13 protein-coding genes are annotated in these 15514 nt (G+C 65.5%); 7 read left to right on the top strand and 6 right to left on the bottom strand.

Annotated features, from left to right (window positions below):
• Window positions 1–55 precede the first annotated feature (55 nt).
• The 5 genes from mltG to fabD all read right to left on the bottom strand — a co-directional run bounded on the left by mltG (window position 56) and on the right by fabD (window position 5519).
• Window positions 56–1348 (bottom strand): endolytic transglycosylase MltG, encoded by a 1293-nt coding sequence (gene mltG, locus QX132_RS01675; protein WP_315755743.1) that lies wholly within the window; start codon window positions 1346–1348, stop codon window positions 56–58.
• Window positions 1349–1626: 278 nt separating this feature from the next.
• Window positions 1627–2892, bottom strand: a complete 1266-nt coding sequence (fabF, locus tag QX132_RS01680; protein WP_316159920.1) for a beta-ketoacyl-ACP synthase II — start codon at window positions 2890–2892, stop codon at window positions 1627–1629.
• A gap of 220 nt (window positions 2893–3112) precedes the next feature.
• Entirely contained in the window at window positions 3113–3352 is a 240-nt protein-coding gene (locus QX132_RS01685; protein WP_006610957.1) for an acyl carrier protein, read from the bottom strand.
• 436 nt (window positions 3353–3788) lie between these two features.
• Complete coding sequence (gene fabG, locus QX132_RS01690) at window positions 3789–4526, bottom strand: 3-oxoacyl-[acyl-carrier-protein] reductase (RefSeq protein ID WP_315739398.1); 738 nt, start codon at window positions 4524–4526, stop codon at window positions 3789–3791.
• A gap of 33 nt (window positions 4527–4559) precedes the next feature.
• A complete protein-coding gene (gene fabD / locus QX132_RS01695; protein WP_315777482.1) occupies window positions 4560–5519 on the bottom strand; it encodes an ACP S-malonyltransferase in 960 nt (319 codons plus the stop codon).
• A gap of 372 nt (window positions 5520–5891) precedes the next feature.
• On the opposite strand from fabD, the gene rpsF reads away from it, so the two are divergent.
• From rpsF to rplI, 4 genes are all read left to right on the top strand, one after another.
• A complete protein-coding gene (gene rpsF, locus QX132_RS01700; RefSeq protein ID WP_315739396.1) occupies window positions 5892–6356 on the top strand; it encodes a 30S ribosomal protein S6 in 465 nt (154 codons plus the stop codon).
• A gap of 5 nt (window positions 6357–6361) precedes the next feature.
• Window positions 6362–6601: a 30S ribosomal protein S18 gene (gene rpsR / locus QX132_RS01705; RefSeq protein ID WP_008963441.1), complete on the top strand. Its 240-nt coding sequence runs from the start codon at window positions 6362–6364 to the stop codon at window positions 6599–6601.
• A 132-nt stretch (window positions 6602–6733) separates the two neighbouring features.
• On the top strand, window positions 6734–7684 hold the full coding sequence (locus QX132_RS01710) for a hypothetical protein (RefSeq protein WP_316159921.1): 951 nt from the start codon (window positions 6734–6736) through the stop codon (window positions 7682–7684).
• A 50-nt stretch (window positions 7685–7734) separates the two neighbouring features.
• On the top strand, window positions 7735–8328 hold the full coding sequence (rplI, locus tag QX132_RS01715) for a 50S ribosomal protein L9 (RefSeq protein WP_315739393.1): 594 nt from the start codon (window positions 7735–7737) through the stop codon (window positions 8326–8328).
• Between the two features lie 69 nt (window positions 8329–8397).
• On the opposite strand, the gene QX132_RS01720 is transcribed toward rplI, so the two are convergent.
• The gene (locus tag QX132_RS01720) at window positions 8398–9183 is read right to left on the bottom strand and encodes a hypothetical protein (protein ID WP_315780458.1); all 786 of its coding nucleotides are present in this window, start codon (window positions 9181–9183) and stop codon (window positions 8398–8400) included.
• A 422-nt stretch (window positions 9184–9605) separates the two neighbouring features.
• Here QX132_RS01720 and QX132_RS01725 point away from each other — a divergent pair, with 422 nt between their 5' ends.
• The 3 genes from QX132_RS01725 (at window position 9606) to alr (ending at window position 14242) form a co-directional block, all read left to right on the top strand.
• A complete protein-coding gene (locus tag QX132_RS01725) occupies window positions 9606–10856 on the top strand; it encodes a cyclopropane-fatty-acyl-phospholipid synthase family protein (protein ID WP_316159922.1) in 1251 nt (416 codons plus the stop codon).
• Between the two features lie 641 nt (window positions 10857–11497).
• Window positions 11498–13006 carry a replicative DNA helicase gene (locus tag QX132_RS01730; protein WP_315739390.1) on the top strand — a complete coding sequence of 503 codons (1509 nt, stop codon included), beginning with the start codon at window positions 11498–11500 and terminating at the stop codon, window positions 13004–13006.
• 45 nt (window positions 13007–13051) lie between these two features.
• The gene (alr, locus tag QX132_RS01735) at window positions 13052–14242 is read left to right on the top strand and encodes an alanine racemase (RefSeq protein WP_315813224.1); all 1191 of its coding nucleotides are present in this window, start codon (window positions 13052–13054) and stop codon (window positions 14240–14242) included.
• Window positions 14243–15514: the final 1272 nt, after the last annotated feature.

Below are 15514 nucleotides of genomic sequence, written 5' to 3' on the forward strand. Positions count from 1 at the left end.
CGGCCTTTTGGGCAAATGTTAAGCCCGGTTCTGCGCGGCCGACATGCGTGGGAAATTATTGCTGAACGACCGGCGGGCTCGGCTGCGCCGCCCCCTGACGGGCGCCATTGCCAGGTGCGGCCCCCGGTGCAACTCCGCCGGTGGCGCGGTTGGCCGGCGGCTTCTTTGCCGCTGCGGGAGCCCGTGGGGCCGCCGCTCCGGCCGCCGGATCGGCCGCGCCGCCCGCGACGGCAGGCGGCGCCTCGTCGGGCTCGACCGTGTCGTTCTGGGTCTGCCGCTCCATCGCCCTGAGCTTGGCGACGTTCTTCTGGTGCAGGTCGTAGGTTTCAGTGAACGCATGGCCGCCGGTGCCGTCGGCGACGAAATAGAGATCGCGCGTGCGCGCCGGATTGGCCGTCGCTTCCAGCGAGGCGCGGCCGGGGTTGGAGATCGGTCCCGGCGGCAGGCCCTCGATCACGTAGGTGTTGTAGGGCGACGGCTGGGTGATCTCGCTGCGCTTGATCGGACGGCCCAGCGTGCCCTTGCCGCCAACCAGACCATAGATGATGGTCGGATCGGACTGCAGCTTGATCCTCTGCTTCAGCCGGTTGACGAATACGGCGGCCACCCGGCTGCGCTCGTCGGGCTTGCCGGTCTCCTTTTCGACGATCGAAGCCAGCGTCACCAGCTGCTCCGGCGTCCTGACCGGCAGATCCGGACTACGCCGTTCCCAGATCTCGGCCAACACCCGCTTCTGCGCCTGCTGCATGCGCTGCACGACCTGATCGCGGCTGGTGCCGCGCGGGAACTTGTAGGTCTCCGGCAACAACGTGCCTTCGCGCGGAATCTCGCGGACGCTGCCGGTGAAGATCTCGTTTTCGGACAGGCGGGCCACGATCTGCTCTGACGTCAGGCCCTCGGGCACGGTCACCGAATGCTGCACGACCTTGCCTTCGACGATGACGCCGATCACGTCGCGCAACGACGCATTCTTCTGGAACGCATACTCGCCCGGCTTGAGGTCGGAACTGGCCTTCAGGGCATAGACCCCACCAATGAAGATCCACGGATTGACGTCGATCACGCCTTCACGCGCGAGCACGTCGGCAATATCGCGTTTGCCCGCGCGCTGCGGGATATTGACGATCTTGTCCTCCTGCAGCGGTCCTGCCGCTTCGAGGATCTGCCGTCCATAATAGTAGGCCGCGCCCACGCCGAGCATGGCCAGGATGAGCAAGGTGATGATCGCATTGCCGACCACCACGAACGGATTGCGGGCGCGGTCGGAGCGGCGCGGCGGCGGCGGCACGCGTTCCGGCTCCAGCGCTGCGCGCGGGCTGCGGGGTGAGATGGGCGGCCGTTCACTCATCGATGCAACCTTCAGTCCTGTCGCTCTCGTCGTGGCCGTGCGCTCCCCAACGCAAGCGACCTGAAGTCCACGCCCAATTTAACGATTCGTCATGTCGTCATCGAATACGGCGAAAAGGTGTTTTCGCCGGGCCTCACCGCCATGCGCATCCACTTACCGCATCGGCGCCGAAGGCCGACCTGCGAAGGACACGCGAAGTCTTGGGTTCTAGTGTGGCTGCAGTCGGATATCCACGTGACCAAGCGACAATCGGCCCGAGCGGCATCCGTCCTTCCGCACTAGTTCGCCACGCGCCGCAAAACCACCGACGCGTTGGTGCCGCCGAAACCAAACGAGTTCGACAGCGCCACGTTGATCTCGCGTTTGCGAGGCGCATGCGGCACGAGGTCGATCGCGGTCTCCACCGACGGGTTCTCCAGGTTGATCGTCGGCGGAGCGATGTTATCCCGAATCGCGAGAATGCTGAAGATCGCTTCGACGGCGCCCGCAGCTCCCAGGAGATGACCGATCGACGATTTGGTCGAGGACATCGAGATCTTCGACGCGGAATTGCCGAGCAGACGCTCGACGGCGCCGAGCTCGATCTCGTCGCCGACCTGCGTCGAGGTGCCGTGGGCGTTGATGTAGTCGAGATCGGCTGCCGTGATGCCGGCACGCTTCAAGGCGGCACTCATGCTGCGAAAGCCGCCGTCGCCGTCCGGAGATGGCGAGGTGATGTGATAGGCATCTCCGGACAGTCCGTAGCCGGAGACTTCGGCGTAGATCCGCGCGCCGCGTGCCTTGGCGTGCTCATACTCCTCGAGCACGACCACACCGGCGCCCTCGCCCATCACGAAGCCGTCGCGGTCCTTGTCGTAAGGGCGCGATGCCCGCTCGGGCGTCTCGTTGAATCCGGTCGACAGCGTGCGCGCCGCGCAGAACCCGGCCATGCCGATTCGGCAAATCGGCGATTCGGTGCCGCCGGCGACCATGACATCGGCATCGCCGAGCGCGATCAGTCGGCTGGCGTCGCCGATCGCATGCGCGCCGGTCGAGCAGGCGGTGACTACCGAATGATTGGGGCCCTTGAGCCCGTGCTCGATCGAGACATAGCCCGAGGCGAGGTTGATCAGACGTCCGGGAATGAAGAAGGGCGACACTTTGCGCGGACCACGCTCCTTCAGGAGGATCGCGGTGTCGGCAATGCCCGAGAGGCCACCGATGCCGGACCCGATCAACGTGCCGGTGGCGCAGCGGTCCTCTTCCGTTGCCGGATGCCAGTTGGCGTCATCGAGCGCCTGACGCGCCGCAGCCATCGCGAAAATGATGAAATCGTCGACCTTGCGCTGGTCCTTCGGCTCCATCCACCGGTCGGCATTGAAGGTGCCGTCGGAGCCATCGCCGCGCGGCACCTGACAGGCCACCTTGGCGGGAAGATCGGAGACATCGAACGACTCGATCAAGCGCGCACCGCTCTTGCCCTGAAGGATGCGCTGCCAGGTCGTTTCCACACCACAGCCAAGCGGCGAAACCATGCCAAGGCCAGTGACGACAACCCGCCTCATGTTCGTTTCTCCAGACCCGACCTTGAGCGCTTGTGGATCGGCTGACTGCCGTCGCCGCACCTCGGGTCAATTGTTCGAGTAACACGTTCTGGCCAGGCAGCGCGTCCGAATCGTCCGTCGCCGGCCGCCAGATGACGGCTCATCGCGACGCCGCCAACAGCAAGAAACCGGTCGACCGCACAAGACGGATCGGCCGGTTTCGCGCAACTTCGCTAGAGCGTCAGCTCTTGGCGTTCTTCTCGAGGAACTTGGTGGCGTCGCCGACAGTCAGGATCGTCTCCGCGGCGTCGTCCGGAATCTCGCAACCGAACTCTTCCTCGAAGGCCATGACGAGCTCGACCGTGTCGAGGCTGTCAGCACCGAGGTCGTCAATGAAGCTCGCGTTGTCGACCACTTTCTCGGGCTCGACACCAAGGTGTTCGACCACGATCTTCTTAACCCGCTCGCCAATCTCACTCATCGTTCAACCTCGTGCTTGTTCCTTTAAGACCCGACCCCCGGATGATCCGCATCACCCCGGCCGCTAAACTTCCTTCGCGATCGCGCAAAACCAGATTTGCCCCGCAGCGCCCCTTTACCGAAATTTGGCGGACGACTTGCGGTCCGAAAACTTCGGAAACGGGGCCACTCACAAACTCCAATCCACACTCTCCATGAGGCCGGTACGCCTCCGATCCAGAGCGCTCAAACAGAAACCCGGATCAGCAGCACCAGTCGACGGAGGCCCGGCGAACGATGGTAGCTCGCCCCGCCAATATACAGGGTTTGGAAATCCTGCAATGGCGTTCTTCGTGCCCCCATCAGCCGCCCGGTTACCATACACGCGAATCATTGACCACACGGCCCGGTATGGTGGTCGCGACGTCTTTTCGCCGCATTCCGAGCCGCGGCAGAGCCTAGATCATGGCCATGCCGCCATTGACGTGGATGGTCTGGCCCGTGACATAGGCCGCCTCGTTTGAGGCGAGGTACACCGCAGCTGCAGCAATGTCCTCGGGCGTGCCCAACCGCGCCGCCGGCACCTTGGCGAGGATCGACTCGCGCTGCTTCTCGTTCAACGCGTCGGTCATCGGTGTCTTGATGAAGCCCGGGGCGATGCAGTTGGCGGTCACGCCGCGCTTGGCATATTCGGCACCGAGCGTCTTGATCATGCCGATGATGCCGGCCTTGGACGCCGTGTAATTGCCCTGCCCCGGATTGCCGGTGACGCCGACGATCGAGGTGATCGCGATGATGCGGCCGAAGCGCTTGCGCATCATCAGCTTGGTGGCGGCACGCGAGAGGCGGAATGTCGCGGTCAGGTTGACCTTGATCACTTCGTCCCAATCCTCGTCGCGCAGCTGCACGAACAGGTTGTCGCGGGTGATGCCGGCGTTGGCGACGAGAATGTCGACCTGCCCCATGGCCTGTTCGGCGGCCGGTACCAGCGCCTCGACCTCGGCCGTATCCGACAGATTGCAGGGCAGCACGTGCACGCGGCTGCCCAGCTCGCCCGCGAGGGTCTCGAGCACCTCGCGCCGGGTGCCGGAAACGGCCACGGTCGCTCCCTGGGCATGCAATGCCTTGGCGATCGCATTGCCGATGCCGCCGGTCGCGCCGGTGACCAGCGCGGTCCTGCCACTCAGATCGAACATCAAACTCTCCTCAATGCCGCTGCACGCAGCCCCTTACGACGTTTTGGCCGCCGCCAAGGCATCCTTGGCGGCCGCAATGTCCGCCGGTCCGCCGACGGCGACACCGACCGCACCGTCCGCGATCCGCTTGACCAGGCCGCTCAGCACCTTGCCGGCGCCGATTTCGAAAAACCGCGTCACGCCCTGGCTCGCCATATAGGCGATCGATTCGCGCCAGCGCACCGTACCCGTGACCTGCTCGACCAGGCGACGGCGAATCTCGTCGGGATCACTGATCGGCGCCGCGAGCACGTTCGAGACCAGCGGCGCGGCCGGCGCCTTGATGGTGACCCTGGACAGCGCCTCCGCCATGACGTCCGCCGCCGGCTGCATGAGCTTGCAATGGAACGGCGCGGAGACCGGCAGCAGCATGGCGCGCTTGGCGCCCTTGCCGCGCGCGATCTCGACCGCGCGGTCGACGGCGGCCTTGTTGCCGGACACCACCACCTGCCCTCCGCCATTGTCGTTGGCGGCCTGGCAGACCTCGCCCTGGGCCGCCTCGTCGGCGACAGCCACGGCGGCTTCGTAATCCATCCCGAGCAGCGCGGCCATGGCGCCGACGCCCACCGGAACGGCCTTCTGCATGGCGAGACCGCGCGTCCGCAGCAGGCGGGCGGTGTCGGCGATGGTCAGGCTGCCGGCAGCCGCGAGTGCCGAATATTCGCCGAGGGAGTGGCCGGCGACGAAGGCCGCATCACGCCCGACCGAGAACCCCGCCTCGGCCTCCAGCACCCGCAAGGTTGCCATCGAAACCGCCATCAGGGCGGGCTGGGCGTTCTCGGTCAATTGCAGGGTTTCGGCCGGGCCTTCCCAGATGAGGGCGGTCAGCTTCTCGCCGAGGGCGGCGTCGACCTCCTCGAACACGGAGCGGGCGACCGGGAAGGCGTCCGCGAGCGCCTTGCCCATGCCGACGGCCTGGGACCCCTGCCCCGGAAAAGTGAATGCTGCCGTCATGGCCGACCCCTGAACGTTCCAAAATCCCTGGAATTGAGTAGCTTTGGCCGGAAAGACACTGGCAAAGGCCGGGATGTCAAGCGCGTGACGGGCGCAATTCGACCACTTTCCCTTGCCTTGGCGCCGAAAATCGGTATAAGGTCCGCCATCCGTGGATCCCGAGCCGGGAGCTGAACGGACGGTCCCAGCAAATTAACCTTGCTCGATCCTGGGGATGTATCTCCTCCAGGATGTCCAGGCGACTTTGATGGGGCAGGGCCAGTCGGCCCGTCGTCCCGTGTTCCCGCCTTCTGAGCTGACGTCTGCGAGTCCTTTCCACAAGGGCTCGAAGGGCTTGACGCCGAGATCTGCGCCAACATGGAAAGGACAGCCATGCCTCTTTATGAGCATGTTTTTCTCGCGCGTCAGGACGCGAGCACCCAGCAGGTGGAAGAACTGACAGCCCAGATGACCGGCATCGTCGAAGGTCTCGGCGGCAAGATCACCAAGACCGAGAATTGGGGCGTTCGCTCCCTCACCTACCGCATGAACAAGAACCGCAAGGCGCACTTCGTGCTGCTCAACATCGACGCGCCTTCGGCGGCGATCGCCGAGATCGAGCGTCAGGAGCGGATCAGCGAGGACGTGATCCGTTACCTGAGCGTCCGCGTCGACGAGCTCGAGGAAGGTCCGTCGGCGATGATGCGCAAGGCCGATCGCGACCGTGAGCGCGACGACCGTGGCGGCGGCTTTCGCGGTGAGCGCGATGGCGGCGGTTTCCGCGGTGATCGTGGCGACCGTGGTGATCGCGGTCCCCCGCGCCGTCCCCGTGACGAAGAAACTGCGGACGAGGAGTAAGATCAATGGCTGAAGCCCCCGCACGTCGCCCGTTCTTCCGCCGCCGCAAGACCTGCCCGTTCTCCGGGCCGAACGCGCCGAAGATCGACTACAAGGACTCCAAGCTGCTGATGCGCTACGTGTCCGAGCGCGGCAAGATCGTGCCGAGCCGCATTACGGCCGTCTCGGCAAAGAAGCAGCGCGAGCTCGCGCGCGCCATCAAGCGCGCCCGCTTCCTCGGCCTGCTGCCCTACGTCATCCGCTGATTGCGGACCTCGGACCGGCGGCCCCGCGCCGCCGGCTCCTCTCGTTGAATTCTCATAAGGCTTCCGGGTCGTCCGGTCGCCGATGGTTGGGGCCATCACGCCTCTAACCGCTCGAAGGGAGCGGGACAGCTGATGATCGGAACGCTTCTCATCGCGCTCGCGGCAGGCGCTGCCTCCGCGGTCATGTTCGCCTCGACCGGGTCGGGCGTGATGACGGCGCTCGTGCTTGCGCTGCTCGCGCCCGTGCCGCTGCTGGTCGCCGCAATCGCCTGGGGCCGGATTTGCGCTGTCATCGGCGGTCTCGTAGCAACCGCTTGCGTGCTGGCCATCTTCGGCTTCGATCGCGCTCTCGCCTTTGCCGTCTCCGTGACGCTGCCGGCCTGGTGGCTCGGCCACCTCGTCCTGCTCGGCCGTCCGACGACCAGCCCGTCCGGCCAGGATGGCATCGAATGGTATCCGCCCGGCCATATCCTGCTGTGGATCGCGGTGATCGCGGCGCTGATCGCCGCGTTCTCCTTCGGCACCGACATGACGGCCACCAATCAGGGTCTCAGGCGGCTGCTGTCGCGCGTGCTCGGCAATACCGTCACGTCGACCGACGCGGTCGACATTCCCCGGCTGATCGAGCTCTTGGTCTTCATGGCGCCGCCCATGGCCGCGATGATCATGACCACGATCCTGTCGCTCAACGTTCTGGCAGCCGCAAAGATCACGGCGATCTCCGGCCGGCTGATGCGCCCATGGCCGCGCCTGCGCGATACCAAGCTACCGCTGATGACGCTTCCGGCGCTGTTTGCGATCATCGCCTTCTGCTTCCCAGGCGGACTGATCGGCATGTTGGCGCGGATCGCCGCCGCAGCGCTGCTGACCGCCTATGCGCTGACCGGCTTCGCGGTCCTGCATACGCTGACCTTGCCACTGCGCACCCGGCCGCTCTGGCTCGGCCTCGCCTACGCGCTGATGCTGACCTTCATCTGGCCGATCCCCATGCTGGCGATGATCGTCCTCGGCCTCGCCGACGCCGCCTTCGACCTCCGCCACCGTTTCGGCCCGCGGCAGCCGCCGCCTTTGCCGGTGCCGTAAAAGGTTCAACCTCACACCAACCGCTTCCGAACATTACAAGGAGAACATCGATGGAAGTCATTCTGCTGGAACGTGTCGCCAAGCTCGGCCAGATGGGCGAGATCGTGAAGGTCAAGGACGGGTTCGCCCGCAACTTCCTGCTGAAGCGCAAGAAGGCGCTGCGGGCGACGGCCGAGAACAAGGCCAAGTACGAGGGCATGAAGGCCGATCTCGAGGCCAACAACATCAAGGCCAAGGGCGAGGCGGCCAAGGTCGCCGAGAAGATCGACGGCCGCGACATCGTCATCATCCGCCAGGCCTCCGAATCCGGCCAGCTGTTCGGCTCGGTCTCGGTGCGTGACATCGTCGCCGCGCTGGCCGCCGACGGCATCACCGTCAGCCGGCCGCAGGTCTGGCTCGACGCCCCGATCAAGACGATCGGCAAGCAAACGATCACCATCGCGATCCACCCGGAGGTCGAGACCTCGGTGACCGTGACGGTCGCCCGCAGCGCCGACGAGGCCGAGCGCATCAAGCGCGGCGAGGACATCTCGACCCGCCAGGAGGACCGCGACGCCGCCGCCGAAGCGATTGCCGCCGCCGGCGAGTTCTTCGATCCGGAGGCCCAGGACGAGGGCGCTGCCGGCGAGCCCGCGCAGCAGTAAGCGCGCTCAGCCCATTTGCGGAAAAGCCCGGCTCAACGAGCCGGGCTTTTTCATTTTTTCATTGTCGTCTCACCGCGAGGGCGAGGACGGAACCGAGGGATCCGACGGCACCGACTGGGTCGTGGCCGGCGCCGGCGTCACCGGTGGGACCGGATCGGCCCGCAGCGCCGGGGCGGCGTCGCTCGATCTCGCCGGCTCGACCCGCGGCGGCTCGGAGCCGGCGGCGCTGTCCTCGCGCGACGGCGACGGCCGGGTCGCACCGGTCGGCTCGCCGCGCGTCTCCTCCGCAGCCGAGCCCTCCTGGGCCGGCTTCTTGCGCTTGCCGAGCCTGCCCTTCTTCGCGGGCGCGCTGCCCTCGCCATCGGCCGGCGCAGCGGTTGGATCCGCTGCCGCGTCGGGCTTCGCCTCGGCCGGCGCGGAGCGCTTGGAGTGATGACCCGAACGGCGGCGCGGCTCGCCTGGGCTGGCAGCAGCATCTGCGGCGGCTGGCTTCGCCTCCGACGGCTCGGTGGCGGCCGACCGGGCGCGGCGCTCGGACCGCGTCTCCTTGCCGTCCTTGGCCGAATGGCCCGTGTAGCGCGCATCCGCAGCGCCGTTCGCAATCAGGTAGTTGGCGAGCACGCCGGCCATCTCGGGGCTCGTCGTATAATGCTGGCGCAGAAACCCGGGCAGCGAGCCGGCCGAGGTGTTCTTGACCAGGCCGCGCGGCGACTTGTGGCAGACCACGCAGGTCCCGTTGTAGATCTGCGCAGGACTCTTGCCCGCATCGAGATTTTCCTGCGCAACGGCGGCCCCCGCAAAGCCCAAGCAGAACACCGCCACCACCGTCGCCAAATTGAGCGCTCGGCCCACCATTCTCATTCTCCAGCTATGGTTTCGCCCACACGGCGCCGCCCCCGCGCGACATCCGCTGCCGTGTTTCCTCTCGCTATCAGCCGAACGTGACAGCGGACGTTGCGGTCGCTCCACGCCCTCGATGGCGATTCCTTCAGACCTCGTCCGGCGGTCAGATGCCGGACACCGGCCAAAAGGCCGGCGGCCGCGGCCTTTTTAACGGATTGCGGAGCGAATGAAAGCGCACAGATGTTCCTGCGCTGAGATGTCCATCGATCAATGACATGACGGAATATCGGCGTTGTGTTCATGGCAGTGGCGTCGGCTTGTGCCCGCTGGGTAACATAACAAGGTGATGATAGGGAACCAATCGGTTCTCGATGCGTCGAGTGCGACGGCCGGGAAAGTCAACAACTCACGGGATGGCTCGTTGGGTGGTGTGGATGGACCGTTTGCTGCGAAGTCTGTTGAGTAGCTTCATTTGCCGTGGGTCGATCAGCTTTACGACCGCCAGCGGCACGACGTTCAGCTGCGGGGATGGAACCGGTGTTCCCGTGGCGGCCCGATTCCTGACCCATGAAGCCGAGCGCCGGCTTCTGGCCAATCCCGAGCTCGCGCTCGGCGAGATCTATATGGACGGCTCGTTCGTGGTCGAACGGGGATCGATCGCGGATCTGCTGTCGATCGTGATGAGCCAGCCGGCCGTGGTGCCCGACTGGGCAAAACCGCAATGGTGGCTGCGCTACCTGGCCCGCCATCTGCGCCAGCTCAACGTCAGGGGACGCGCGCGCCGCAACGTCGCCCATCATTACGATCTCGACGGCCGGCTGTATTCGCTGTTCCTCGATGCCGACCGGCAATATTCCTGCGCCTATTTCGAGACGCCGGACGCGACGCTGGACGACGCCCAGCTCGCCAAGAAACGTCATCTCGCAGCCAAGCTGCTGATCGGCCGCCGCCATCGCATCCTCGACATCGGCTGCGGCTGGGGCGGGCTTGGACTTTACCTGGCCGAGATGTGTGATGCCGACGTGACCGGCGTGACGTTGTCGGCCGAGCAGTTGCAGGTCGCCGAAGCCCGCGCGGCCGAACGTAGCCTCTCCGCCTCCGCCCGCTTCCTGCTGCAGGATTATCGCGACGTGCCCGGCACCTTCGACCGCATCGTCTCGGTCGGCATGTTCGAGCATGTCGGGGTCGCCTTCTACGACACCTTCTTTCGCCGCTGCGCCGAGCTGCTCGCGGACGACGGCGTCATGCTGCTGCATTCGATCGGACGCTCCGGGGGGCCGGATGCGACCAATCCATGGATCGCCAAATACATCTTCCCCGGCGGTTACATCCCAGCCCTCTCGGAGGTGCTGCCGGCGATCGAGCGCGCCGGGCTGCTCGTCTGCGACATCGAGATCCTGCGGCTGCACTACGCGGAGACCCTGAAGGCGTGGCGCGAACGCTTCATGGCCCGGCGCGACGAGGCCGTGCAGCTCTATGACGAGCGCTTCGCGCGGATGTGGGAGTTCTACCTGGCGATATCGGAGATGGCGTTCTGCAAGCAGAACCTGATGAATGTCCAGATCCAGCTGACGAAGCGCCAGGGCATCGTGCCGATGACGCGCGACTACATTCCCCGTGAGGAGACGCGGCTGCGGGCGCGCGAGCGCGGCAGCCGTCCGGCGCTGCGGATGGCAGGGGAGTAGCGCGCGCGGCCCGGGACGACAGCGGAGGGCGGCGTCAGTGCGATGGTCTTGCAGAGACGGATGCCCGCATTCGCTCGGCAGCGCCCCGCCGGGCTCGGGTTCAATTTTGAGACGCGCGGTGGACAGGTTGCGTCTCGCGCGCGAGATCATGCCCATCCGACTCAAATTTTCAAACAAATCGTGCGGTCTGTGAACTGGCTCACAGACCCCGGGAAAGCCTGGCCGTAGTGTCCCCGCATGTCCCAGAGCCCCACCAGAGCCATGTTGGAACCGCAGACCGACTTCAGCACCGACTACGCGCTGATTGCCGCCGGCGTGGGTGCCTCCCTCCTCGCCCTCCTCTATCTGCTGCTGGTCTGACGTCCCGCGCGGATCCGCTGGCGGCCGTGGCGCGCCTGGGCGTGCCGGCTCCCGTTCCCATATCGCAGAACTGTCGAACGATCGCGTTCCCTGATTGCAGCGGCGCGTCGCTCCCGCCTGCGCGGCGTTGAGTCCCGCCGGTTCCGTCAAGCGCGACATCTGGCGAGTCCGGATTCATCCACCAGATTTACCGGACGGTGAATAGCGCTCAGCTTTCGCTTCCGCTTCGCGCGCGACTGGCGCTTTATCCCCTCCTCTTCAAAGCTGCTAAACACGCGGTCATGGCACTCACCGATTCGAACGTTCACAAGCTGGCGCCGACTGACGCAGCAACGCCGGCCTATCGCAGCGCTCCTCACAACATCGAGGCGGAACAGGGTCTGCTCGGCGCGATCCTGGTCAACAACGACGCGTTCTATCGCGTGTCGGACTTCCTCGAGCCGAAGCATTTCTTCGAGCCGCTGCACCAGACCGTGTTCGAGACCGCGTCCAGCCTGATCCGGATGGGCAAGGTCGCGACGCCGGTGACCTTGAAGACGTTCCTGCCCGCCGACGTCGACATCGGCGGCATGACCGTCGGGCAGTATCTGGCGCGGCTCGCGGCCGAAGCGACCACGATCATCAACGCCCAGGACTATGGCCGCACCATCTACGACCTGTCGTTGCGCCGCGATCTGATCGGCATCGGCGAGGACATGGTCAACGTCGCCTATGACGCGCCGGTCGACTTCGCGCCGCGCAACCAGATCGAGGACGCCGAGCGCCGGCTGTACGAGCTCGCCGAGTCCGGACGCTACGACGGCGGGTTCCAGAAATTCTCCCAGGCGCTGACGACCGCGCTCGACATGGCCGCCAAGGCGTTCCAGCGCGACGGCAAGCTGTCCGGCATCTCGACGGGCCTGCGCGATCTCGACGCCAAGATGGGCGGCCTGCAGCATTCGGACTTGATCATCCTCGCCGGCCGTCCCGGCATGGGCAAGACCTCGCTCGCCACCAACATCGCCTACAACGTCGCCCAGGCCTATGTTCCCGAATTGCAGCCCGACGGCACCTATCGGGCCGCCCAGGGCGGCGTGGTCGGGTTCTTCTCGTGCGAAATGAGCGGCGAGCAGCTCGCCACCCGTATCATCGCCGAGCGCAGCGGCATTCCGTCGAGCCACATCCGCCGCGGCGGCATCACCGAGGCCGATTTCGAGAAGCTGCGCGAGTGCTCGATCGAGCTGCAGTCGCTGCCGTTCTATGTCGACGAGACCGGCGGCATCTCGATCGCCCAGGTGATGGCGCGCGCCCGCCGCCTGAAGCGCCAGAAGGGCCTCGACCTCCTGGTGATCGACTACATCCAGCTGCTGTCGGGCTCGGGCAAGCGCGGCAACGACAACCGCGTGCAGGAAATCACCGAGATCACCACCAGCCTGAAGGCGCTGGCCAAGGAGCTCAGCGTTCCCATCATCGCGCTGTCGCAGCTGTCGCGTCAGGTCGAGAATCGCGAGGACAAGCGGCCGCAGCTGTCGGACCTGCGTGAATCCGGCTCGATCGAGCAGGACGCCGACGTGGTGCTGTTCGTGTATCGCGGCGAGTACTACCTCGCCGCCAAGGAGCCACGCCCCGGCACCGAGGAGCACCAGAAGTGGCAGATGGAAATGGATCTGGCGCTCGGCAAGGCCGAGGTGATCATCGGCAAGCAGCGCCACGGTCCGACCGGCACGGTTGAATTGCACTTCGACGCCTCGGTCACGCGCTTCGGCGACCTCGCCCATGACGGCCTGCCGCCGCAGCATCACGACTATTGACCGTGTGCTGTTGAACCGGGACGCTGCACCGCGTAAAAGCGCGACATGAGCGTTCCCGATCTGAAACCCGCCGCTGATCAGCCCGCCCCCGGTCCTGAGGAGGTCCAGGTGCCCGCCAGCGCCACCGGCGTGCTGACGATCGATCTCGACGCGCTCGCCGCCAATTGGCGCAAGCTGGAAAAGACCGCGGTGCCGGCCGAATGCGCCGGCGTGATCAAGGCCGACGCCTATGGCTGCGGCATCCCGCAGGTGGCGCGCACGCTCGCGGCCGCCGGCTGCAAGACCTTCTTCGTCGCGACGCTCGCCGAGGCCAAGGTCGCCCGCGCGGCCCTGCCCGACACGGCCGCGCTCTACGTGCTTGACGGCTTCTTCCAGAACACCGGCGACGACTACGCTGCGATCAACTGCCGCCCGGTCATCGGCGAGCTCAACGAGCTCGCCGAATGGGACATCTTCTGCCGCCGCACCGGCTGGAAGGGCGGCGCCGCCGTTCATGTCGACACCGGCATGAACCGGCTCGGCCTCACCCCGATCGATGCGCAGGGCATGATCCCGCGCATCCAGAGCGGCGACCACGGCATCACGCTGGTGATGAGCCATCTGGCCTCGGCCGAGCAGATCAACAGCCCGTCGAATGCGCGCCAGCTCGCGACGTTCCGCGAGGTCGCCAGCGTCTTCACCGGCGTGCCCGCCGCGCTTGCCGCCTCCTCCGGCATCTTCCTCGGCGCCTCGTTCCAGTTCGACATGGTCCGCCCGGGTGCAGCGCTCTACGGCGTCAACCCGACGCCGGAGGCCGACAATCCGATGCAGCCGGTGGCCGAGATCAAGGCGCGCATCGTACAGTTGCGCGACCTCGCCCGTGGCGACACGGTCGGCTATGGCGGCACCTGGACGGCGCGCCGCCCGACAAAGATCGCGATCCTCTCCGCCGGCTATGCCGACGGCTATTTCCGCGCGGCGAGCTCCAACGACGGCACCCGCGGCGCTGACGTCATCATTGCCGGCCAACGCTGCCCGATCGCAGGGCGCATCTCGATGGACCTGATCGCGGTGGATGTCACCGACCTGCCGCCGAAGGCCGCCCGCCGCGGTCACTTCGCCACGCTGCTCGGCGAGGGCATCACGGTCGACGAGCTCGCGCATCATTTCGGCACCATCGGCTACGAAGTCCTGACCAATCTCGGCCGGCGCTATCATCGCATCTACAAGGGCGGCGCGGCGACAGCGGAAAGCTGATCGCGCGCAGCAACGCTCTCTGTCTGACGTGCACCCAGCTGCTGCCACATCGTCATTGCGAGCGCAGCGACTTGTCCGCCGTAGCTCGAAGAGCGAAGGCGGAAGCAATCCAGAGTCCCGCACACCACCCTGGATTGCTTCGCTGCGCTCGCAATGACGGTGAACTGACATGAGCCATCGTTCTCGCGGCATGTAACGCCCGAGGCTTGCATCTCGATGTCACCCTCTTGCAGAACGAGGGCGCAGGGAATGCCGGGTGCTGGCCGCAACCCATGGCCCGCCTGCAGAAAAAAGCAGGCGGCAGTCACCACAGGTCCAGCCGGTCAACCGGCATTCCCTGCGCGATGGCTTTACGTCTTATGACGTACTCTCCCCGGGGACCGGGCTGTCTTGCCCCCGTGACCGGCGGATCATCATCACCACCGGCGTAGCATCAGCGTCGGGATGCCAGGACCATACGTTTTCGACGTGCGCCTCGTGTCGTTCGTCCGCACGGCCAAGCCATGCTGCGACCCAAAGCGCCCACCGCATCCCACCCCGCGTGCCGTGACGATCGCGATACGCCCCTCGTGCCGAGGCGGGACGGCGACAGAGAAACACGATTTCTGCAAAAACGAAAGAAAAATATCTTCTGCGAAAGGACTGGACAGGGCGAGTCGCGTTGAAATTGCAGGGAAATCTGACGTACCGGAGCACGGAGATTAGCGGTCGGAAGTTCCGCTGACGCATTGAGCAGGTATCTCCGGCGTCGAACAACAATGCCCACATTTTCTTGCAGCGCACCCATGCTAGCGTCTTACCTAGACTACCCGAGTCTTGATATTGACGCATACTAAGGCAGGCGGCAGTTTTCTGTTTTGTCTGAAGATCGCTTTTATTTAGGTGTAAACAATGCGCCGGCTTTTACGCGCTTGGACGATTGGCTCCTTGCTGACCTTTGGATGCGGACTCGTTGGAAGTTCGTCCTTCGCCCAAGGCTCCCGAGACTTCATGAATATGTTTGGCGCGATTATGCAGTCGGCGATCGCCCAAGCGACTCAGGCAGAGTGGAGGAAACTTCCACCAACCACCCTGACATGCGTAGATGAGACCCTCCGTCAGCGCGGCATTAGCGTCCAGGTGCTAGCAAACAACGGCGTATCTCCATCCGACACGAGACTCTACGACGTATTGACGACCTGCCGCTCTCAAAGTGATCTGCGACAAGCAAACACCCGCTGGCAGCCGGCACCAGAGCCAGGTCGGATCAATCCGGACCCGACGCAATCAGCA

The sequence above is a fragment of the Bradyrhizobium sp. SZCCHNRI20481 genome, from assembly GCF_032485055.1.
Lineage (GTDB): Bacteria > Pseudomonadota > Alphaproteobacteria > Rhizobiales > Xanthobacteraceae > Bradyrhizobium.

Bases quoted from the DNA above. Each gene is read 5' to 3' on its own strand.
- mltG (WP_315755743.1), bottom strand. From the start codon at position 1,348: ATGAGTGAACGGCCGCCCATCTCACCCCGCAGCCCGCGCGCAGCGCTG.
- fabF (WP_316159920.1), bottom strand. From the start codon at position 2,892: ATGAGGCGGGTTGTCGTCACTGGCCTTGGCATGGTTTCGCCGCTTGGC.
- QX132_RS01685 (WP_006610957.1), bottom strand. From the start codon at position 3,352: ATGAGTGAGATTGGCGAGCGGGTTAAGAAGATCGTGGTCGAACACCTT.
- fabG (WP_315739398.1), bottom strand. From the start codon at position 4,526: ATGTTCGATCTGAGTGGCAGGACCGCGCTGGTCACCGGCGCGACCGGC.
- fabD (WP_315777482.1), bottom strand. From the start codon at position 5,519: ATGACGGCAGCATTCACTTTTCCGGGGCAGGGGTCCCAGGCCGTCGGC.
- rpsF (WP_315739396.1), top strand. From the start codon at position 5,892: ATGCCTCTTTATGAGCATGTTTTTCTCGCGCGTCAGGACGCGAGCACC.
- rpsR (WP_008963441.1), top strand. From the start codon at position 6,362: ATGGCTGAAGCCCCCGCACGTCGCCCGTTCTTCCGCCGCCGCAAGACC.
- QX132_RS01710 (WP_316159921.1), top strand. From the start codon at position 6,734: ATGATCGGAACGCTTCTCATCGCGCTCGCGGCAGGCGCTGCCTCCGCG.
- rplI (WP_315739393.1), top strand. From the start codon at position 7,735: ATGGAAGTCATTCTGCTGGAACGTGTCGCCAAGCTCGGCCAGATGGGC.
- QX132_RS01720 (WP_315780458.1), bottom strand. From the start codon at position 9,183: ATGGTGGGCCGAGCGCTCAATTTGGCGACGGTGGTGGCGGTGTTCTGC.
- QX132_RS01725 (WP_316159922.1), top strand. From the start codon at position 9,606: ATGGACCGTTTGCTGCGAAGTCTGTTGAGTAGCTTCATTTGCCGTGGG.
- QX132_RS01730 (WP_315739390.1), top strand. From the start codon at position 11,498: ATGGCACTCACCGATTCGAACGTTCACAAGCTGGCGCCGACTGACGCA.
- alr (WP_315813224.1), top strand. From the start codon at position 13,052: ATGAGCGTTCCCGATCTGAAACCCGCCGCTGATCAGCCCGCCCCCGGT.